Here is a 21,327-nt window from a genome sequence, read left to right on the forward strand (position 1 = left end):
AAACAACCAACTTATAAAACAAAAACACTTGCAAAAATAAAATTGCAAGTGTTTGAAAAATAATTTGGTATAGAATAAACCTAATTTAAGGTATGATAAATTTTGTTGTATTTGTGCCTTCTTGCGATTCAATTTTACCAATATAAAGACCTGCTGTTTTAGGTGCTGGAATTGCATTAGCATTAATTGATGATTTTAAAACCAATTTCCCTGTTAAGTCATAAATTGAAATTTTGCTGTTTTCGGGAGCTTTGCTTATCTTAATAAAACCATTTTCGACAGTCAAAATCATTTTGTTTTCTGAAAACTGATTTACAGATAAACTAGATGCTGGAAGCGCTACTCCGTGAATTTTCATATCTGCAAGACAAATTGTTTTACCAGTTGCGGATCCATTATACCAAGGATAAACACGTACTTTTAATGTTTCACCTGCAACAAGTTTAAGTACAGGAATCTTTGAAACAGCATTCATAGTATTGGCAACCATACTCTGAAACTCCCCAGCTACATAAGTGGTAACAAAATCGTCTTTTGAATACGAAATACGACAACGCATGCCGTTACCACCAGCTCCACCAATGTATAGACTAATTAAATCAATATTTAAATCAGTTCCTACGGCTGGTTTAATTCCAAATTGGATATAGCGAGTGGATACCTCATCAATTTCGCCAGCAGGCCAAGTTCCTCCTTCAATTACATTTCTTTGTGTTTTTCTAGTAGTATCATACCCGCTTCCCGCAGGCCATACTGTAGAAGTACCATTTGGAGCTGCATAACTCTGAAGAGTCATACCACTATAAGATTGATCAACAACAGTGGCTGGACCAACTAAAACGGGAGTGTTATTTGTGATTAATGGCCATAAAAGACTAACTTCAGTTCCACCAGTTAGGGTAATAAAATTAGCCGTCAGTGGCACAGTTTTGGTTACTGCTCCATTAGTTACAGTAAGTGTACCTGTATTAGTTCCACCAACAGATTGGGTTACTGAAATATAAAACTTTGTAAAAGCCAGACTTCCTGTTGTATAATTCATAGTGATTGAAGAAGCAAAAGTATCTGTTTTATTGGCTGCAATTTGGAAACCATTATCAACCGATAGGGTAAATGTTCCTGAAGCTGGAACCAAGTCAAAACCCGTAATAGTTACTTCTTTAGTAAGTGTTTGACCTGTATAAGCATCTCCAAAATCGCAACTGGTTGGATTAATCAAAACATCGGTTGATGTGTTTATGTAAGGAGCAAGAATTCCTTGTTTGTACATCTCTTGAGCACACAATCTGGCTACTAAAGTTCCGCCTAAAGCAATAGGATGGGTTGAATCTGCAGAAGTAAAAAGTTGAGCTGTACAAGCGGCATCGCCATAAGATTCAAAAAGGGTCTTTGTCAAAGCGGTTAAGTCAATAAATTTCACATTCATTTCTGTAGCAACTTCTTGCATTGCAAAACTGTAGTCATACGTATTATCAGTTGCTGGAACACCAAAATCATCTCCTAAATCGTGTTGTCCTTTGCGAGTTATAGTAGCACCGCTAAAATATTTTCGACACATTGCAGAGGCCAAAAGCGGTGTAGCTCCTAAGGCACGTGTTTCATTTACATATTTTCGTAGATAATCTTTATAAGTTCCTTGTGCAGTTGTACCTCGATAATCAGTACCATTTATGGGATTTGCGGGATCGGTTCCTCCGTCAAGTCCACCGTTTTTTTCATCATTATGTGCAAATTGAATCAAGACATAATCCCCAACTTTAATTTGCTGTTTTACAGTTGTCCAATAAGGAGCTTCCATATAAAAACTCTTGCTGCTAGCACCACTTTTTGCACGATCATTGACAACAACACCTGAATTGAAAAATTGCGGTAACATCATTCCCCAGCCTCTTATATCGGACACATTTGGGTCATATATAGCTTGAGTAGAATCGCCAATGGTATGCAATGTAATTTGCGCATTCGCAGAAATAATACTGCAAAAAACAAATGCTGTTAAAAATAATTTTGCGACTGTTTTTTTCATTTTAGTTTTTATAAATTTTAGTTGCCCCTTGTTTTCCATCGATTTTATAACGAACAATATAAACACCTGATTTCAATTCGTTTAAATCAAGTTCCTTTGTTGATTTAGTTTGATACATCTTTTGACCTAAAAGATTGAAAATTTCTATGCTTTCAAGATTTCCGTTGACTTTTAAACTCCCATTAACTAAAAACACTTTTTCCTCTAAACCTAAAGAAGTACTGTTTACGGTAATTGAACCTGTGCCTGAAAACAAACCCGGGTGCGTGGTTGCATTATAAACTCCATCGGCAAATTGAACACCATTTAATGTGAATTTTTTAACCGCTACTGCAACGTTCAATACCGCCGAAGCCGTTCCGGTTATGTTCATATTTAATTCATCGCCAGCACACTTTGCGTGATTAAAAAGGGCTTTATTAATCGACGCAAGGCTAATCAATCCTTTTCCGAAAGCATTTTCAACAGTTCCATTGATTTGAGTAGATGCTCCAACGGTTGTTGCGGCTGCTGTTAAATCCCATATTCCAGTAAAATTACTGTTATCACCACCAAGTTTAACAGTATTAGCAGTTAGTGGGCCATTGCTTCTATTGTTTGATACTTTTACCTTGTAACTACCCGTAAAAGTTCCAGGCAAATCCATAGTGCTACCTGCCGTATTAGCACTACTCATAAATAATGTAATATCGCCATTCAAAATAACATTTGCCTTCAAATAAAAACCAGTACCGCTTGTAGCATAATTAATTGAGGTGCCTTGCTCCATTCTAACAGGGCCTTTACACTCGGCCGAAGTTGAGGTGGTTCTTAATAAGATATATTTACCATTACTCAAATACATATCTCCTTTAAAATTTGCCGCAATAGCTTCGATATAATTATCTTTTACGGTTACTTTTTCACCTAATTCTGGCAACAACGCTGGTGAATAATGAGCCGGATTATCCCAGTTTCTATTAGCAGTTCCTCCAACAAAATTAAATTGGCTTGGTCTTCCAATAATTATTTTTCCTGTACCGCTAATGGTTGTTGGATTGGTAGTTGCATCATATATTCCTAATGGTTTCAAAACACCATCAACATACCATTCACTAATTGTTATGTCTTGATTAAGTACTAACAATGCCGCTCCTTCGGTATAAAGTGGGGTTTTGGGCTGAATGGCATTGCTAACGTCTATAGTTAATTTTCCACTGGTTTGAACAGTAATTTTAACTGCATTCCCCAGAGAATTTGCTATTTTGGCTTGTAAATCTCCATTTGTAATAATTAAATTACCTGTAAAACCTGAATTATTGCCGTTCAATTGACAAATTCCAGTACCTGTTTTAGTAATTTGATGAACTCCGCTAATTGCTGCAGCAACGCTAAGATTTCCAGTAGTATTGATATTTACTGTTCCTTTAGTTTTAATTGTTCCTGATAATGAAGCAGTAGCCGAAGAAGAAATAGTAGCTTGATTTAATGTAAGCAAAGATGCAGTACTATTGGCCGAAACATCTATAGTTGCTCCATTAGTTAAATTCAAATCTGCTAGAAAACTTCCTCCATTTGCGTCTAGAGTTACGCTACCGTCAACATTGGCTACATTGGCAACTACAGGCACCCCATCTGGGTTCCAATTGTTTGCTTGAAGCCAACCATTATTAGCCGCTCCTCCATCCCAATTATATACAGTTACTGCTGGAGGAATTGCTGTAGGATCCCAATTGTCTGAACCTTTTAATACTGTTTTAGGTTCATATAAATCCGCTTCAGCTTGATTCAGCATTGCTCTTAGTCCTGCCCAATTGGCTCTTCCACTCATATCGGCACCAGGTCCAGTATTCATCCATTCATACAAATGAAGATCAGTACTCGTATCAGAATAATCCATATTCCACTTATCTCCCCAACCTTGTGGATTGATTTGACTAGTCATAGCACAATACAACCAAGCTACTTTTGGATAATTATGCCAAGGACGACCCAACCGAATTAGTGCACCCGTACTATTATCTCCAGAACTTGGACTATTAGGATCGTAAGTTAAATTACATTTATAGAATACAAATCCATAAGTTTGAGCAATTCCAGTAGAAGGGGCTGTAATCCATCCACCTCCATAACTTCTAATTTCACATTCGTTAAAAACAGCTACTCCACTACCATAAATATAATCTGTACGTCCGGTAATCAAGCAGGATTTAAAATAGGCACGAGAAGTTTCTGCCATCCAAAAATAAATAGTGTCCTGATAAGCAGTTATATCACAGTTAACAAATACATTTCGGTCTGACTGAATGGTAAGAGCTTGCGCCTGACCTACATTTCCTGCTGTATTTCTTATGGTCATATTTTCAGCTCTAAAATCATTAGCCATTATAGTAAGCGTTCCCGCTGTTCTCACTAAATCTGAATTACTACTCCAAAGTGCCACTTTAGCATCTGGACATAAACCATCTCCACCATCATTACAGTTATAAATGTCATACGAAATAATGGTTTCTGTTCTGCTCTCACCAATTAAAGTAATATTGGTTTTGTTGGCAGGAATGATTAATTTTTCCTTGTCATACAATCCCTTTTTAACATAAATAATAGTAGGTGTACCAGCAGGAACAGCATTAAATGCAGCTTGGATGGAAGTAAAATCCCCTGTTCCATTAATATCTACCACAATATCTGGAGTGAAACTTTGTGCTTTAGAGTGATTAAATGATAATAATCCTATAATTAAAAGGACTAAAAAGTTGAGTTTTTTCATAGAATGGTTGGTTTGGTTAATTTTTTATTTTGAATTAAATTGGTTAATTGAGTTGTAATTTCTGCATGCCTTCAAAGACTAATCTAGCAACCTCTTTAGCTCCCTCGGGTTGAAAATGAGTATTATCTTTTTGACCATCAGGATAAGCTTCATATACTCCTGCTGGTAAATTCATAAAGTATTTTTCAGTCACATAGTCTTTGCCTTTTTTAGTAAAAAAATCTCTAGATAGTTGGTTTAAGTCTATTAATGGTACTTTCATTTCCTCAGCAACATCTTTAGGTGCTTTGTCATAGTCGCCGTGTACATCATTCAATACTCCGTTTTCCCATGGATAATTTCGGGCAACAGGTGTTAGAATAATAGGTAAAGCCCCTTTTTCTCTGGTTTGAGAAACAAACAATCTTAAAAATTCTTTATAGCCTTCAACATCTACATAGCGTTCAGTTTTTTCTTTGGAAGCATCATTATGACCAAATTGCATAATAACCACATCTCCTTTTTTTAGATTTTCATAAACAGCTCTCCAGCGTCCTTCTTGAAAAAAAGTTCGTGTACTTCTACCTCCACGAGCTCTATCATCGACAAAAACACTATTCTTTTTGATGACGTTTTCAATTTTATACAAACTGTCGGAACTCATAAATGGCTGAAAAACTTGTCCCCAACCAGTAACCGGATATCGTACTTTCATATAGTCCTTACCCGGTTCGTAATTCTTACTATAATCTGCCATCGTCGAATCGCCTATTAAATAGACAGTAGTGACCTTCTTTTTTGAATTAAATGCACATAATGCAAAAAATAATAGAGCTAAAAGAATACCCCTTTTTGTTTGTAATTTCATAAATTAAAATCCTAAATATTGCTTTGTTTCAGTCAAACTATTTTGTGTTATTGAAATAAAAAAAAATAGTCTTCAAAAGTATTTCAATAAAAAAACAATGCCTATTAAATTTTGGTCAATTCCTTTTAAATTTTGGTCAATACCCGAATTTACTAGGATTAAACTTGAAGTATTCTGTTTTAAAATGTATATTATTATACAATCAATTAAAAAAAGATGATTAAAATAGATAAAATACAATTTCTAAAATGTCGTGATAATTTAAAGAATAGTTAAAATGCAACAATCAAAATATTGCATCCAATAGCCTTTTAGAGGGTATGGCTTTTGATTATTTCCTTCAAGAAGTTTTTGAAGGTTAGTATAAAAACCCGTTTAGGATTTGTAATTAAAAAAAAAGGATTTATTATAATTGATCTTATGATAAATCAATTTTTTCGAACTTTTAAACTTAAAATAATGATGTTAAAAAAAACTATAAATGAATTTTATTGAAAAAGGGAACTTTGTAACTTTCACTAATAGGCAAACGTCTATCAGCAATAATTACTTTGTTTTTTTGAATGGATTTAATGTGTTCTAAATTGATAATATAGGAACGATGAATTCTAGAAAATCCTTTTGATGCCAATGCATTTTCTAATTTTATCAAACTCATCAAGGTTAATACATATTTGCCATCTGTAGTATAAATTTTGACATAATCTTTCAATCCTTCGACGAATAAAATATCAGAATAATTGATTTTGACATTTTCATATTCGGCTCTAACAAACATAAAATTATTGGTTTCCTCAGCAATAGTGGCTGGAATTGCAGCAGGTACAACATCTATTGGCGAAAAAACATGCTCAGCTCGAACTACAGCTTTTAAAAATCGATTGAACGGAATAGGCTTTATCAAATAATCGACAGCACCAAAATCAAATCCTTCGACAGCATAATTAGAATAGGCGGTTGTAAAAATAATTAATGGCTTTTTATCAATAGCTTTAATAAAATCGATACCCGAAAAATGAGGCATTTCTATATCCAAAAAAATCAAATCGACTTCGGTTTTATTGATTACTGAAATAGCATCAATCGCATTGTTAAAAGTGTTTACTAGTTCTAATGAATCTATTTTACTAACGAAATCTTTGAGTAAATCAACTGCTAATGGTTCGTCATCAATAATTATACATTTCATATCGAGCTACTTATTTTTAATTAATTGATGTTTGAATTTGGTCTAATTTGAGATTCAAATGTACCGAATAATTTTGGTCTTTTTGTTCGATACTAAGCGTATGCGAATCGGGATATAATAATTTCAATCGGTTTTTAATATTACTGATTCCAATGCCTGAATTTTCGGGATCAGGAACATTATTCTCCACTCTATTTTCTACCCAAAAATCTAAAGTATTATCCTCGATTTGAATTTTGATTTTCACGCGAGTATTTCCTTTATAATCAGTTCCGTATTTGAATGCGTTTTCTATAAACGAAATCAGCAACAAGGGTTCGATATACTTATTCTTGGTCTCGCCGTGAATGTTTACGTAGATATTTTCGACATTATTCAACCGTAGTTTTTGTAATTCGATATAATTCTGGATGTAATTGATTTCTTTTTCTAACAAAACCGTCTTATTATCCGTTTCATACAGCATATAGCGCATTAATTCAGATAAAGTTACAATGGCTTCGGGAACCAAATCGGATTTTTTGTGAGCCAAAGAATAAATACTATTCAAGGTATTGAACAAAAAATGAGGATTGGTTTGTTTTCTCAAATAAATAAGTTCGGCGGTTGTCCGTTGTGACTCCACAAACATTTTATGCTGTTGATTATTAAAATACTCCGATAAAATCCTGATAATAGTACTTATAGCTATAATAGAAAGATAGAAAAATGCGGGCATAATTCTAAAAAAAAGAGGCTTGTTTTTGTGAAATATTTTGTTCTCTAGAATTTCCTTGCCGTTTGCATCAAACATTTTAGGACGAGGAAGATCACGGAATTCTGGCATTAAATAATAGCTTCTAAAAAACACAAAAAGGGCTATCAAAAAAATTATTATTGCACAAAATTCAACATGTTTTTTTTGCAAAAGCATATTGGGAACAAAATAGTAATAGTTCAAATAAAAGAGTACGATGCCAGTCGCCCATTGTACAAAAAAATCATTCCCAATCTTAAATGGACTTTCGTAAAACTGCATTAAAGAAGCGAGTATGAAAAAAAACCAAATAAAAACATGTAAGATTATTTGGTTTTTGGAAATATTTTTGGTCGATACTAAATTCATTTAAAGAGCTATTTTTAATAAAATTAAATCTTTTTTTGCAATCGTGGGAGATAAATTTTGTTTTATTCTATCTCGTACTAAGTTACCCACTTTCATTGCATCAGCTTCGCTCTTGAAACTCATTTGTTTGGAGACCGTTGGAATCACCGTTTGCCTGATCACAATTTTATCATTTATGGCAATGGTGTATCCCCAACCGTTATTACTTTTGAATGATCTTACGAGATATTGTTCTTTATTTTCACAAGAAATGAAGAGCAAAAAAAACACAACTATTTTTATGAATTTCATTTGATTATATATTATTACCCACGATTTAAACCGTGGGCAATGGTCAAAAAAATTAATCATTATCGACTTGCTCGTCATTAGGCAAAAACTCCCATAAATCGTCAAAATAACTGGTTCCTGAACGACCTAGCATAATAAATCCTCTATTGTTGATGGCCAATCCAACTGCGTCAATTCTTCCAGAAGCTTCTAAAGATGTTTTCTCTGTCCATAAATCTGTTCCTGGATTGTATTGCCAAATTGTTGTTGAATTATCACCACAAACGACATAACCTAGATTATTCAATACAAAACTGCTTGCATTTGCTCTAAGAATTTGATAATCTTCATTATATTCGTTGTCGTCATCGTCGTCAGTTGCTTTATCTATATCTCTCTTTTTAGTCCAAACTTCAGTGGCTCCATTAAATTCCCAAAAATCATATTGCAAAACATTATTACTTGTTCCAGTAGCTAGATAAGCTTTGTCATTAATTACAAAAACAGTTGCATTCCTTCTTTTATTTCCACCAAAACCAGAAGAAAGTGTCCAAGCATTGGTAGTTGGATTGTATTGATAAAAATCTTTCAAATAATTTCCGTCATAACCCGTTCCGAAATAAGCTTTATCTGCCACCTGAAAACCAACAGCTCCATATCTTGCTGTACCAGCAAAATCGGCTTTTTGTGTCCAAGTATTGGTCGTTGGGTCATATTCATAAAAATCCTTAAGACGGCTTGAACCATCATATCCAAGTCCTACATAGCCTTTGCCACCCAGTTCAAATGCCGAAGCAGCACTTCGTTTCACCCCAATAAAATCGGCTTTTTGTTCCCAATAATCACCATCAGAATTATAAGCCCATAAATCGTTTAGGTAAACATCGCCTGTATATCCTGTTGCAACGTAAGCATAATTCCCAATTACAAAACTAGCCGAACTAGATCGAGCTGGCCCATCAAAAGACGATTTTTTAATCCAATTCCCTACTAATTCAACAGTGTCATCAGAATTACTGCAACTCACAAAGAATAGTGCTATTAGAATTGTAGCCAATGCCTTTTTTAATTTAATCATAATGTATTGTTTTAATGTTTATATTTAATTGTTATGCCCAAATTGAACCCGTCTTTCATATTAAAATCGGTTGTAGTATTGTAATCGTTATCCAACAAAAGATAGTTTCGATTGAAATCATATCCTGCTTTTAAATTCACAAACCAATTGCCTTCCATATTTCTTTCATATTCAAATGAAGTGGTTTGCTGAAAAAAACTAGATTTCGTACTATTCGAAGAAAAAGTTTTCGAAGCTTCGTCTAAATTGTATACACTTCCGTTAAAAATATTTTTTATATAAAAAGCATTTCTAGCATTATTCGAATATTTAATTTTTGTTTCTGGAAATCCAATACTGAAATTAATTTTTTCGTTATATTGATAATTATATGTAAAAACCGGCAGTATCATTGGTTTTCCAAAAACCACATTTCTGTTTACTCCTAAATTGATGCTAGAATTATTATTCCATTTATAATCAAAATTGAATCCTCCAAGCCAATCAATATCATTCCATTCCAAATTGTTTTCACTAGCTACAAAAGGCTCTATTTCAAAATTAAATTGCGTTTTTTCACTCTTTAAATAACTAAAAGTAAACTTATTACTCATTTGATTGTATTTGGATAAAGAATTCAAAACATTGGTATTGAAATAATTAATTTCCTTTGAATTAAGCGTAAGTTCATTGGCAATTTTCAAATTAGAATGCACTATTTTACTATAATCAATTCCAAAATTGAGGTCATTAATCTTTATCGTTTCGGTTGGTTGTGTGTTTACTCCAAAATCTATCGAATACTTATTTTGTGCTCTGAGATTACAAATTATGAATAAAAACATCCATTTTACTGCTTTACTTATCTTCATTATTTTAATATTGGAACAAATCTATTTCGATTTCAAATCATAAAAAAAGAATATATATAGACACCCATTTTTGATAGATGAATGGGTAGAAATGGTCGTTAAACACCTAATTTATTGATATAATCCCGTTGTAGTGTTTTATCCGAAATTAGTAGATAGAATCAGGCTACTAGTATATATTATAGTTCAAAATACAAGTGCTCCCATTAGATTTGTGAAAAAAAATCATGAAGTATATTTGGTTTCTAATCCTTGTAATTGCATTTTTTCCCTCTTGCCAAACTGATAATGCCGAAGGTGATTTTGTGGTGGGTTCTGATTATTTAAGCATCAGTAATAAAGTAATAATGATTGACACCTTGACCGTAAATGTGTCAACTATAAATCTGGACTCTTTAATTACCTCCAATCAAAGTCGCATTTTAATAGGCAATTATACCGATCCAATTCTAGGGCAAGTAAAATCTGAAAGTTATATAAAATTAACACCCGACAATTTCTATATAGGAAGCTCTGAATCGGATACTCAAACGGTAACTTATGTTTTTGATTCGATAGCCATGATTTTGAAATATGATCGCTATTATTATGGAGATACTACCAAGACCCAAACAATCAACATTCATCAACTAACCCAAAAGGTAAAACCCAATACTGATGATACTAATTTTTACAATATTTCATCATTAACCTATGACAGCAAAAGCATTGGCACAAAAACTTTTCATCCCAAACCCATTGGAAAAGATTCGATAAACATTCAAATAGATGCCAATTTCGGGAAAAACTTGTTCAATAAACTCTACAATAATGAGATAACCGATGCCAATGAATTTGAAGATTTATTCAAAGGAATTGTCATCAAACCTTCTACAACTAGTTCGTCAAATATGATAGGATTTAAGACCAGTAGTGTATTGCGACTTTATTACAAAAAAAACAATTCCGATTCAGAAAATTCGCTGACAAAAGATTTTTCTCTAACCGATCTTACCAAACAATTCAACAATATTTCATTAGATAGAACAGGAACAATCATTGAAAATTTACCCGATTCGAAGAATAAATTGTCCAGCGAATTAACTAATAATAATGCCTTTATACAATCGGGAACGGGTCTTGCTTGTCGAATTGATTTTCCATTTATTAAACAATTAAAATACATATCCGAGAAAGGAATAATCGTAGATGCAGAATTGGTTATTAAACCCAACAGGTCGAGTATTTCGAACTTATTTCCAATAAAAGATTCATTACAAGTGTATGAATGCGATAATTTAAACCGAATTTCCAAAGTATTAACCAATTCTGATGGCTCCCAAAAACTAGCAATTCTCAATACAACACCCGATGAATTCAATGAAAATATAGGGTATAAAGTCAATATTGGTGCTTTTTTACACCAAGAAATGCTTAAAACAACTGGTGCCAAATCTAATTTGATTTTGGCTTTCCCCAATATTTCAAAAGGAGTGAACCGAATTATTTTGGGAAATCAAAAAAACGCCGAGAATAAACTAAAATTAAAAATTTATTATATCTCTTATTAGAATGAAAAACAAAATTTGGTTTGTATTATTTTTCGCCAGTCAATCTGTTGGTTTATATGCACAAAGTGTGGCTACATCTCCCTATTCCATTTACGGATTGGGAAGCTTGTTTGAAACTGACTTTGGTCCAATTTCTGCATTGGGCTCATCAGGAATTGCGTTGCCTACAACATCATTCATCAACAATCTAAATCCTGCGTCGTTGGGATTTATTGGCAAACACAGCTTCTTTTTTGACACTGGTCTCAAAGGAACTGAAACCAATTACAAGAGCGAAAACTCTAGCGAAAAGAGAAATAATTTTCAATTTTCGCATATTGCCATTGCATTTCCTTTGAATTCCAAATCGGGTGTTAGCGCTTCATTAAAACCTTACTCTAGTGCTAGTTATGTGATTTCAAATTTTCAATTACCTATAAGTAATAGCAATGAATTTTATAATTTAGACGCTGCTAGCTATGGAGGTCTCAATACTTTTGACCTTTCATACGGCTATAAAATTCAAAAAGGAATCACTTTTGGACTTACAACTTCCTTTTATTTTGGAAGCATCACAAACAACAAAGATTTTACGATTGCTAATTCTATAACCAACATCAATAAAAAGAGTTTTTATAGCGGAATGCGAGTAACATTGGGAAATCAAATCAAAATCGATTCCACTTTCAATATTGGTTTAACACTAAAAATTCCTTCACAAATTACAGGTTCAAAAACCCAATCGGTCACTACAATAAATGATACCGAAACCCAATATATTGAAGATAATGTTGCTTCTAATGTGGATAATTATTATTTGCCTTTTGAATTTGGTGTGGGTTTGAGTAAGTCATTCCATAAAAATTTCAATTTAACCTTAGATTACGAAAAAAGTCTTTGGAAAAACACCAATCAAAATAGTGTTTATGGCGAATATAAAAATCAAGACAAATTTGCATTGGGTTTATCCTATTTAAAAAAAGAGCAAAGTTTTTACTATCTAGACAAAATTCGTTACTACTCAGGCTTCAATTATGACACAGGTTTTTTGTCTATAAATAACAAAAATGTAAACAATATGCGTTTTAGCCTTGGAGTTGGAATACCAATAGAATCGACAAAATCGGCCTTGAATATTAATTATTCTTATGGTATAAAAGGAACTGTAGGTAACCAATTAGTAAAGGAAAATTATCATATGATTGGTATTAATTTAAGCTTAGAAGCCATTTGGTTTGTCAAACGCAAATACGATTAAAACGTTTTAAATCATTCTAATAAGTATATAAAATGGTAGCAAAATTTGAAAACATCAACAAAACTTTCTGTACTAGTGCCGGAACATTTAATTGGGATGAAGAAACTTGTATTAATCTCAACAAAGGCGAAATTTTATTAATTACTGGAAAATCAGAATATTCAAAAAAAACATTACTCACTTTGATGGGATGCCTTATTAATCCTAATGAAGGCATTCTGGAAATCAACGGAAAAGACATCCATCTTTCCTGTTATGAAGAAATGGTTTTAATAAAATCACAAACCATTGGCTTTGTATTTCACCAACACAATTTATTAGAATCTATAAACACCGAAGAAAATGTAGCCTATCCGCTAAAATTTCAAAATTCAAAATCAGACGAAATCAGACAACGAACTACAGAAGCCCTAAAAATGGTCGAAATGTATGAGCAACGAAAAAAAATGCCCAAACAATTATCGAAATTAGAAAAACAAAAAACTCTAATAGCTAGAGCTTTGGTTATCAATCCGAAAATTATCGTTTGTGATAGACCTACCGCCTTCTTGGATAGACAAGCTGCCAAGCTCATTATGGAAAAACTGAAAGAATTGGCTAAAAAAGAAAAAACCATCGTCATTTTAAATCACGACTCCAGATTCAATGAATACGCCAATCGAGCCGTTGAAGTGAAAAACGGAATCGTGAATGAACTTATTTTGGTGTAATGGTCTAAAAATGGGACACAGATGACACGGATTTAGCCGATTCAAACGGATTTAAAATGCGTTTAAGCTGCAACTTTCAGATTATTGTTTGTATAAATTTCAAAAAAAACAGCAATATTCAGCGAAATCCGCGTCATCTGTGTTCCATTTAATCAACAAATCGTTACCAAATTATCTCCATCTTCTGTCCTTTTTTCAAAGTGATTGTCTTGTTTTTTGCACCAGAAATAAGGATTGTTTTTCCTCCATTTTTAGAAAAAACCGTCACTTTTTTTAAGGTTTTGGCATTCCATTCCATTGCAATTTCAAATCCACCACGGGCACAAATTCCTTTCACAGAACCGCTTTCCCAAGCATCGGGCAAAGCTGGAAGCAACCTGATTTCGGTTTCATTAGACTGAACCAACATTTCGGCAACGGCAGCCGATCCGCCAAAATTTCCATCAATTTGAAACGGTGGATGTGCATCGAATAAATTGGGATAGGTTCCTCCTCCTCGTCTTGGTTTTTCGGTTTTCTTTCCATCAGGATCAACATAACGAAGCAATTCACGAAACATTTTATAAGAACGATTGCCGTCCCAAAGTCTTGCCCAAAGATTGATGCGCCAACCTTTAGACCAACCTGTAGTTTCGTCGCCTTTTATTTCCAAAGTTTGCCTACAAGCATTCGCCAATTCAGGTGTTTTTAATAAATTAATATGATCGCCTGGAAAAAGTCCGAACAACTGCGATTGATGACGATGTTTAGAATCTTTGTCATTCCAATCGAAATACCATTCTTGTAAATTGCCTTTTTTTCCAATTTGATAGGAATGCAATTTTGAAACTGTGGTTTCAAGTTTAGTTCTAAATTCAACATCCATATTCAACACTTTCGAAGCTTTAATGGTTTTGTCAAAACATTCACGAATCATCGCCAAATCAGCCGTTCCTCCATAAATTGTGGCACCAACAACTCCATCGGGAGTAACGTATTGATTTTCGGGAGAAGTTGATGGCGAAGTGATTAAATTACCATTTTTATCTTCGACCAACCATTTCAAACAAAATTGAGCAGCGCCACGCATAATTTGGTAACCCTCGTTTTTGAGGTAATTTTTGTCTTGTGTAAACACATAATGTTCCCAAATATGAGTGCTCAACCAAGCTCCGCCCATATTCCAACACGCCCACATCGGTTCTTCTTTTCCAAATTGACCAACGGGATTGGTCATCGCCCAAATATCAGAATTATGCGAAGCCGACCAACCTTCATCCACTCCGTAAAATGTCTTGGCTGAAATTTTTCCAGTAACCGAAAGATTTTTGATAAAACTCAAAAGTGGCAAATGCATTTCCGAAAGATTGGTGTTTTCGGCCAACCAATAATTCTCTTCGAGATTGATGTTGGTTGTGTAATTAGAACTCCAAGGCGGATTGAGATACGGATTCCAAAGTCCTTGCAAATTGGCTGGAACGCCCAAAGTTCTGGAACTGCTAATAAGCAAATAACGCCCGAAATTGAAATATAAAACTTCCAGATTCTTGTCCTCTTTTCCTTCGGAATAGCGCAACAAACGTTCGTCGGTTGGCAAATTCGGAGCTTCGGTTTTTCCTAAATTTAAACTAACCCGATTGTAGAACTTTTGATAATCAGCAATGTGAGTTTGTTTTAATTTATCGAATGATTTAGAAAAAGCTTTATTCAAATTGTCCAAGGCAATGGCTTTGTCATTTAATCCTTGAGTTGCAGGATTTTTGTCGAAACCATTAAAACTCGTGGCGATAGAAACATAAATCAAGGCTTCGGTGGCGTTTTTCAATCCCAAACTAGAACTGGAACTTGTGATGATTCCATCCGTATTTTTAATTTTTATCAAACTGGTGAATCGTGTTCCTCTCTCTTTTTCTAAAAGAAAAGCTGGAACAACTTCATAACCTTGATTTTCGTGAATGGGTGCAGAACCATTCATTGAAAGCACATTATCCTTAACCTCAGTTTTAAATTGTAAAAGACTATTCGAATTGATGTCAAAATTCAATGCTCCTTTTTTGCTGCTTGTCAGTTTGATAATCATAATTTTATCTGAAGCAGAAACAAAGTATTCACGAGTGAATTTCACTCCATCCACTTCATAACTCACTTTAGAAATGGCTTTGGAAATATCCAATTCCCTGTAATAATTGATAGCTTTTCCGTTGTGATGGTTGTTTATTTCCATCGTGCCCAATGGCGAATAAGATTCTGAATTTTTACCTTGAATCTTTTTGTTCAATTCTTCGGCGAGTTTGTAGTTTTCGTTTTTCAATGCTTCGCGAATAGCTGGCAAATTTTTATAAGCTTCAGGACTCATATTAGCATTGACAGGCTCTCCCGACCAAAGTGTGATATCATTCAAATAAATTTTATCTGAATTGACTCCTCCAAAAACGGTTCCTCCTATTTTACCATTTCCCAACACCAAGCTTTCCTCAAAAAATTCTGCTGGTTGTTTGTACCACAAAATATGGTCAGATTGAGCAGCTATTTTTCCGAAAAAGAAAGAAAACAGCAAACTTAAAAGTAGCTTGTTGAATAAGTTTGATTGCATCATTTTTATTCTGTTTTATAAACAAAATTCTTAAATATCACTGAACCTTCGCCAACAGCTAAAAGCCCTATTTTGAGACTCATAAAACCACTTAGTACATTATGGTTAAATGAACTTACTTCGGCAGAATTTTCGATTTTTAACCAATCCTTTCCATAAAAACTATAAAACATATTTACAACTTGTTGCTTTTTTTCTAAGCGTAAAAATAAATGTCGCTTATTCACTTCTTTTTCTGTTGGGAATTGCCATACTCTAAGAATTGCCATAATATTTTCTTTATCAAAAGCAATTCCAGTATATGCTTTAGCATCATAGAAAAGAACTAGTCCGGCCGATGCATCACCTTCTATTTCAATTTCAACATCTGCAGTATAGGAATGGTCTGAAGGAGTACATAATAAAGGAGAACTTTCAGCAATACTTTTACCTTTTCCCTTAATTTTTATTCCATTTGAAGAAAATGTAGCCCTTTGAGAATCATATTCATCATAAAACTGCCATTGCTTATTAAGCACCGTTCCTGTAAAAGTATCCGAAAGATTGAAATTACTTTTTATGGATTGACCAGCTGGTTTTTTTATTTCATCATCGGTTTTAATGCCTTCTTTCATTTTGAACCAGCCATCCGTTGTCCATTCAATAGGCTGCAGAAGTGTTTGACGTCCCATATTGTAATGACCATTTTCATAACCGTGAAAAATCATCCACCAATTTCCTTTTACATCATCAATTATGGAGGCATGCCCTTTTGACCACCATTTTTCAGAACTATTTTTTGTTCTAATGATAGGATTATTAGGAGCGTTTTCCCAAGGTCCAAAAGGCGATTTTGATCGAGCTGAAATTACCATATGACTTGTTGCCGGCCCCGAAGTGCCTCCTTCGGCAACAGTAAGATAATAATATTCTCCTTTTTTAATCATCTTGGGACCTTCCAAACAAAAACATTCTATAGTCCAATCTCTTGGTATTTTCCAACCATCATAACTATGCTTTATATCACCAATTGCGGACAAACCATCTTTGGACAATGGAAGATAACCTCCATTGCTAAAATAAAGGAATCGATTACCCTTTTCATCAACAAAATGTCCTGGATCAATAGCATCAATCTTCAACTCAATAGGATCGCTCCATGGCCCATTTATATTATCTGCCCAAACGACATAATTGGTGTTATTAGCAGGGAAATAGATATAAAATTTGTTATTATATTTAACCAAATCTGGAGCCCAGACAGAACCAATATTTTTATGTAACGCATGCGTAACTGATTTCCAATTCACTAAATCTTTAGAGGTCCAAATTAACAGTCCTGGATAATAATTAAATGAGGAATGCACAATATAGTAATCTTCTCCATCCCTAATGATAGAAGGATCTGGATAATCTCCAGCAAAGATTGGATTTTTATACATTTCTGCGTTTTGCTGGCTTTTTTGTTGCTGTGCGTTGATGGCAAGCGACATTGAAAATACAAATAGCAAAATTGTTTTTTTCATAATTGTTTCTTTTACAGTTTTATGGATATACTCGAATTATTATTCATCCAAAAGACTTAAAAGATTTTAAAAACCTATTAAGTCTAATCGAATAATTTTAAATTGAAATATCAATTTAAAATCAAATTATTTGCTTACACTATATTTTTCATTGGCGGTAATCATTTCCCAATTATCAGTTCTGAAAGGTGAAGCAGGGAATTTTTCTTTATTGAAAAGATTGATTTCCGTATCATCATCTGCCCAACCATAATGAACTGCAACAGGATTTTGAATTTTATCGCAAGATACAATTACTTTATTATCCTTGATAATAGCTTTCGCAGGATAGAAAATTTTGTCAGCACCAGCAATTTCAAATCCTTTCAAAATTCCATTTGGGTCTGTGGTTGACAATCCAGTACCTATGTTGTCAAAACTTAAAACGATTTGGTTTCCTTTTACTTCTTGAGATTTAAAAATAGGTCCCGAGTAAACCATTTTTTTACCATAAACATTGTTTAAGGCAATAGCTGCCAATCGTTTCCCAACATCTTGTTTATTGGTAGGATGAATATCTTTGGCGTTGCCAATATCAGTCGTTACAGCCATTCCCGTGTTGGGCAATTTCAACGTTTCAGTTTGTGCTTCGCGAAGTTCTGCCCAACGACTTCCTTTTTCACTATTACCGCCATACTCATCAAAAGTGGATAATTGTACAAAATAGAAAGGAAAATTACCTTGTTTCCATTGAGTTCTCCAATCGTTTATCATTAAGGGAAATGATTTTTTGTATTCTTTTGCTCTAGTTACATTGGCTTCGCCTTGATACCACAAAACGCCTTGAAAAGCATAAGGAATCAATGGATTGACCATTGCATTGAACAATAATGAAGGATAACTATTGGGAGAAATTTCTATTTTTACTTTCACTACATTAAACTTCCAAAGTCCTTCTAGCGGAATATTCGAATCTTTGAAATCGATTTTCAAATCGGCTGCATCGCCATAAATTCCGCCACCACCTGTATAATCGGAAATTCGAACCGCAATGACATTCTTGCCTTCTTTCAAAACGCCAGCAGGAATTTTATAAACTCTTTGGGCATCCCAAAGATTGTTGGTTCCAATTTTGATTCCATTTATGTAGGTTTCGTCTTCGTCGTCCACTTTGGACAGATGCAGAACGGCTTCTTTTTGGACTTGTTCCGCCGATAAAACAATCGTTTTTCGCATCCAAACGATGCCGTCAATATTGCCTATTTGCTGGTTTTCCCAAAGCGATGGCACTTTTATTTCCGGCCAGTTTTTATCGTCAAAATTCGAGTCTTTAAACTGGTTTTCATTGGCCATTGTTACCTCAAAACCTTGCACTTTTTGGAGATTATCTAAAACCGATTTTTTGTAGGTTTCAAAAATGACATCCATATTTACTGAAGGAATTTCTGCAATCATAGATTTGAATTCTTCACTTTTTTCGAATGCTGCCCGACTTGTCCAAGTTTCTACACAAGTTCCACCCCAAGAAGTATTGATGATTCCTATTGGAATTTTTAATTCGGCGTATATTTTTTTGGCAAAAAAGTAACCTACTGCCGTAAAATCAGGAAGATTTTCTTTGTTGCAAACTGTCCATTTTCCAGCTTTCAAATCTTCTTTGGGAGTACCGCTCAAATCTTGGGCAACCCCAAAATGCCGAATCATCGGATAATTGGAATCTTCGATTTCGGCTTTGGCATTCATCGTTTTATAGACTTGAAATTCCATATTGGATTGTCCGCTACAAATCCAGACTTCGCCCACCAAAACATTGGTTATTACTATTTTATTTTTGCCCGAAATGGTCAATTCAAAAGGGCCTCCTGCTTTTTCGGAATCTAAATTCAGCATCCATTTTCCGTTTTGGTCGGCAGTGACGGTTTTGGTTTGTTTGTTGAAACGGACTTCTACTTTTTCATTGGCCTCTGCCCAACCCCAAACCGGAATGGGCTTGTTGCGTTGCAAAACCATTCCGTCAGAGAACAATAATGGCATTCGAACATTAGCGTTAGATAATAAACTAAATATCAGAAAAAGGAATAGGACACTTTTTTTCATTTTAAAATTATTTACAAATTTGAATCTGATTAATAAACTATTTTAATCCGTCCAGTAAACCAGTTAAAGCCTGTGCATCATAAACAGTATTGTTGCTTCTATCAAATAAAGACATTGTGTTTACTCCCAAATTTCCAGCGTCCCAATAAAAAGGAATCAGACCATTAAGCTTGGAACTTTTAACTACATATTTCAAGAAATCAGCTCTTGATTTTAAATGTAAAGTCAAATCATTACCTGTCAAATTGGTGCGTTTAATGGCTCCAAATTCGCCCAAAATAACTGGAATTCCTTTATCTACAAATTGATTTTTCATTAAAAGAAAAAACTTATCTATGTCAGCTTCTTCTCCCCAAGTAGGATTATGAGCTGTATCGGTAGTCGAGTGATTGCCTGCACCCCAGTAATAAAACATTTTGCCCCAGGTTTCATCTTTGGTCATTAATGTAAATTGATAAGGATAAAAATGGACTTCAGCCATCAATCGATTGGCAACTTTATCCGTTGGCAAAGTAGTCATTAGTTTATTCGTTTTTTCTATGTCAGTTGAAGGCCCTTGAACTACTAATGTTCGGTACGCATTTTTACCTCCTGTTGAACGAACGGCATCAATAAAGGTTTGGTGATAAGAGTTCAAAACATCCATTTGTGTTGCATCGTCAACGTTGGGTTCATTGGCACTGGCAAAAAGCAAATGCTCGTCAAAATCTCTTAAACTAGTGGCGATTTGTTCCCAAAAGGCTTTTTGTTTGGCATTATTTTCTACTTTTTTGGCATTGGTACAATTATTTTCTAACCATCCGCCGTCCCAGTGAATGTTTACTAATACGTACATATCATTGTCAACACAATATTGAACGACTTCTTTTACACGAGCAAGCCAATCAGCTTTGATTTGAGCTGTTGTAGTGTTGGCCAAATTTTGATTCCAGGAACAAGGAATTCGAATGGCGTTGAAACCATTGGCTTTGACTAAATCGATCAAGGCTTTGGTCACTTTTGGATTTCCCCAAGCCGTTTCTCCGCCAGTGGCTTCAAGTGTGTTGCCAATATTCCAACCCAATTTAATTTTTGCTGCCAATTGAACCGCTGAACTGCTCATTCCTGTGGCATCTGCAGCGATTGGATTAGTATTGTAACTTGGATATAAATCAGTTACCGGAGGAACAACTCCTGGTTGAGTTATTGCAATTAAGACCGAAGGAGCTTGACTTGAACTGACAGTAATTGTTGCTGAACGAGCCGTAGTTGTGGTGTTTGCAGTTGCGGTAATAGAAACCGAAGTTGTTCCTGATGTTCCTGATGTTTTACTTATTTGAATCCAACTAGTATCAGAACTACTCATTGTCCAAGCATCGACATTGGTTGTGATACTAATACCCGAACTATTTCCTGAAGTTAGAAATTCAACACTACTTACATTTACTTTTAGCGTTTTTGTTACTGGAGTTACAACTGGAGTTGAGCCAGAATCTGAACTACAAGCAAAAAATCCCAAAAAAGCCACAGTCAAAATGACACATATTATTTGATTAGCAAGTCTATTTTTCATTTGGTTTTGT

The 21,327-nt window shown here is 34.3% G+C and carries 15 protein-coding genes; 3 read left to right on the forward strand and 12 right to left on the reverse strand.

Annotated elements, in window-relative coordinates:
- Positions 1–85 precede the first annotated feature (85 nt).
- From C3L50_RS04180 to C3L50_RS04215, 8 genes are all read right to left on the reverse strand, one after another.
- A complete protein-coding gene (locus tag C3L50_RS04180; protein WP_133158846.1) occupies positions 86–2,026 on the reverse strand; it encodes an SGNH/GDSL hydrolase family protein in 1,941 nt (646 codons plus the stop codon).
- Between the two features lies 1 nt (position 2,027).
- Entirely contained in the window at positions 2,028–4,775 is a 2,748-nt protein-coding gene (locus C3L50_RS04185) for a pectinesterase family protein (protein WP_103804890.1), read from the reverse strand.
- 43 nt (positions 4,776–4,818) lie between these two features.
- Entirely contained in the window at positions 4,819–5,622 is an 804-nt protein-coding gene (locus tag C3L50_RS04190) for a rhamnogalacturonan acetylesterase (protein ID WP_103804891.1), read from the reverse strand.
- Between the two features lie 475 nt (positions 5,623–6,097).
- A complete protein-coding gene (locus C3L50_RS04195; RefSeq protein WP_103804892.1) occupies positions 6,098–6,811 on the reverse strand; it encodes a LytR/AlgR family response regulator transcription factor in 714 nt (237 codons plus the stop codon).
- 16 nt (positions 6,812–6,827) lie between these two features.
- Complete coding sequence (locus C3L50_RS04200) at positions 6,828–7,637, reverse strand: sensor histidine kinase (RefSeq protein ID WP_243400334.1); 810 nt, start codon at positions 7,635–7,637, stop codon at positions 6,828–6,830.
- 279 nt (positions 7,638–7,916) lie between these two features.
- On the reverse strand, positions 7,917–8,207 hold the full coding sequence (locus tag C3L50_RS04205; protein ID WP_103805121.1) for a DUF4907 domain-containing protein: 291 nt from the start codon (positions 8,205–8,207) through the stop codon (positions 7,917–7,919).
- A gap of 52 nt (positions 8,208–8,259) precedes the next feature.
- Positions 8,260–9,264, reverse strand: a complete 1,005-nt coding sequence (locus tag C3L50_RS04210; RefSeq protein WP_103804894.1) for a Kelch repeat-containing protein — start codon at positions 9,262–9,264, stop codon at positions 8,260–8,262.
- Between the two features lie 11 nt (positions 9,265–9,275).
- The gene (locus C3L50_RS04215) at positions 9,276–10,115 is read right to left on the reverse strand and encodes a DUF6268 family outer membrane beta-barrel protein (RefSeq protein WP_103804895.1); all 840 of its coding nucleotides are present in this window, start codon (positions 10,113–10,115) and stop codon (positions 9,276–9,278) included.
- A gap of 227 nt (positions 10,116–10,342) precedes the next feature.
- Between C3L50_RS04215 and C3L50_RS04220 the strand changes: the two genes are divergently transcribed.
- The 3 genes from C3L50_RS04220 to C3L50_RS04230 are packed head-to-tail and all read left to right on the forward strand — an operon-like array spanning position 10,343 to position 13,612.
- The gene (locus tag C3L50_RS04220; protein WP_103804896.1) at positions 10,343–11,665 is read left to right on the forward strand and encodes a DUF4270 family protein; all 1,323 of its coding nucleotides are present in this window, start codon (positions 10,343–10,345) and stop codon (positions 11,663–11,665) included.
- Position 11,666: 1 nt separating this feature from the next.
- Positions 11,667–12,902: a PorV/PorQ family protein gene (locus C3L50_RS04225; RefSeq protein WP_103804897.1), complete on the forward strand. Its 1,236-nt coding sequence runs from the start codon at positions 11,667–11,669 to the stop codon at positions 12,900–12,902.
- 32 nt (positions 12,903–12,934) lie between these two features.
- Positions 12,935–13,612, forward strand: a complete 678-nt coding sequence (locus C3L50_RS04230) for an ATP-binding cassette domain-containing protein (protein ID WP_103804898.1) — start codon at positions 12,935–12,937, stop codon at positions 13,610–13,612.
- Between the two features lie 163 nt (positions 13,613–13,775).
- On the opposite strand, the gene C3L50_RS04235 is transcribed toward C3L50_RS04230, so the two are convergent.
- The 4 genes from C3L50_RS04235 to C3L50_RS04250 all read right to left on the reverse strand — a co-directional run bounded on the left by C3L50_RS04235 (position 13,776) and on the right by C3L50_RS04250 (position 21,317).
- Positions 13,776–16,187: a glycoside hydrolase family 95 protein gene (locus C3L50_RS04235; RefSeq protein WP_243400335.1), complete on the reverse strand. Its 2,412-nt coding sequence runs from the start codon at positions 16,185–16,187 to the stop codon at positions 13,776–13,778.
- A 2-nt stretch (positions 16,188–16,189) separates the two neighbouring features.
- Positions 16,190–17,689, reverse strand: a complete 1,500-nt coding sequence (locus C3L50_RS04240; RefSeq protein ID WP_243400336.1) for a family 43 glycosylhydrolase — start codon at positions 17,687–17,689, stop codon at positions 16,190–16,192.
- 126 nt (positions 17,690–17,815) lie between these two features.
- The gene (locus tag C3L50_RS04245; RefSeq protein ID WP_103804899.1) at positions 17,816–19,765 is read right to left on the reverse strand and encodes a sialate O-acetylesterase; all 1,950 of its coding nucleotides are present in this window, start codon (positions 19,763–19,765) and stop codon (positions 17,816–17,818) included.
- 37 nt (positions 19,766–19,802) lie between these two features.
- Positions 19,803–21,317, reverse strand: coding sequence for a cellulase family glycosylhydrolase (locus tag C3L50_RS04250; protein WP_165783968.1), 1,515 nt, complete (start codon positions 21,315–21,317; stop codon positions 19,803–19,805).
- Between the last annotated feature and the right edge of the window lie 10 nt (positions 21,318–21,327).

The sequence above is a fragment of the Flavobacterium alvei genome (genome assembly GCF_002920895.1).
Lineage (GTDB): Bacteria > Bacteroidota > Bacteroidia > Flavobacteriales > Flavobacteriaceae > Flavobacterium > Flavobacterium alvei.

Excerpts from the sequence above, each read along its gene's own strand:
- C3L50_RS04240 (WP_243400336.1), bottom strand. The coding sequence starts at position 17,689 with ATGAAAAAAACAATTTTGCTATTTGTATTTTCAATGTCGCTTGCCATC.
- C3L50_RS04250 (WP_165783968.1), bottom strand. The coding sequence starts at position 21,317 with ATGAAAAATAGACTTGCTAATCAAATAATATGTGTCATTTTGACTGTG.
- C3L50_RS04230 (WP_103804898.1), top strand. The coding sequence starts at position 12,935 with ATGGTAGCAAAATTTGAAAACATCAACAAAACTTTCTGTACTAGTGCC.
- C3L50_RS04205 (WP_103805121.1), bottom strand. The coding sequence starts at position 8,207 with ATGAAATTCATAAAAATAGTTGTGTTTTTTTTGCTCTTCATTTCTTGT.
- C3L50_RS04210 (WP_103804894.1), bottom strand. The coding sequence starts at position 9,264 with ATGATTAAATTAAAAAAGGCATTGGCTACAATTCTAATAGCACTATTC.
- C3L50_RS04225 (WP_103804897.1), top strand. The coding sequence starts at position 11,667 with ATGAAAAACAAAATTTGGTTTGTATTATTTTTCGCCAGTCAATCTGTT.
- C3L50_RS04190 (WP_103804891.1), bottom strand. The coding sequence starts at position 5,622 with ATGAAATTACAAACAAAAAGGGGTATTCTTTTAGCTCTATTATTTTTT.
- C3L50_RS04180 (WP_133158846.1), bottom strand. The coding sequence starts at position 2,026 with ATGAAAAAAACAGTCGCAAAATTATTTTTAACAGCATTTGTTTTTTGC.
- C3L50_RS04195 (WP_103804892.1), bottom strand. The coding sequence starts at position 6,811 with ATGAAATGTATAATTATTGATGACGAACCATTAGCAGTTGATTTACTC.
- C3L50_RS04215 (WP_103804895.1), bottom strand. The coding sequence starts at position 10,115 with ATGAAGATAAGTAAAGCAGTAAAATGGATGTTTTTATTCATAATTTGT.
- C3L50_RS04200 (WP_243400334.1), bottom strand. The coding sequence starts at position 7,637 with ATGCCAGAATTCCGTGATCTTCCTCGTCCTAAAATGTTTGATGCAAAC.
- C3L50_RS04245 (WP_103804899.1), bottom strand. The coding sequence starts at position 19,765 with ATGAAAAAAAGTGTCCTATTCCTTTTTCTGATATTTAGTTTATTATCT.
- C3L50_RS04185 (WP_103804890.1), bottom strand. The coding sequence starts at position 4,775 with ATGAAAAAACTCAACTTTTTAGTCCTTTTAATTATAGGATTATTATCA.
- C3L50_RS04220 (WP_103804896.1), top strand. The coding sequence starts at position 10,343 with ATGAAGTATATTTGGTTTCTAATCCTTGTAATTGCATTTTTTCCCTCT.
- C3L50_RS04235 (WP_243400335.1), bottom strand. The coding sequence starts at position 16,187 with ATGATGCAATCAAACTTATTCAACAAGCTACTTTTAAGTTTGCTGTTT.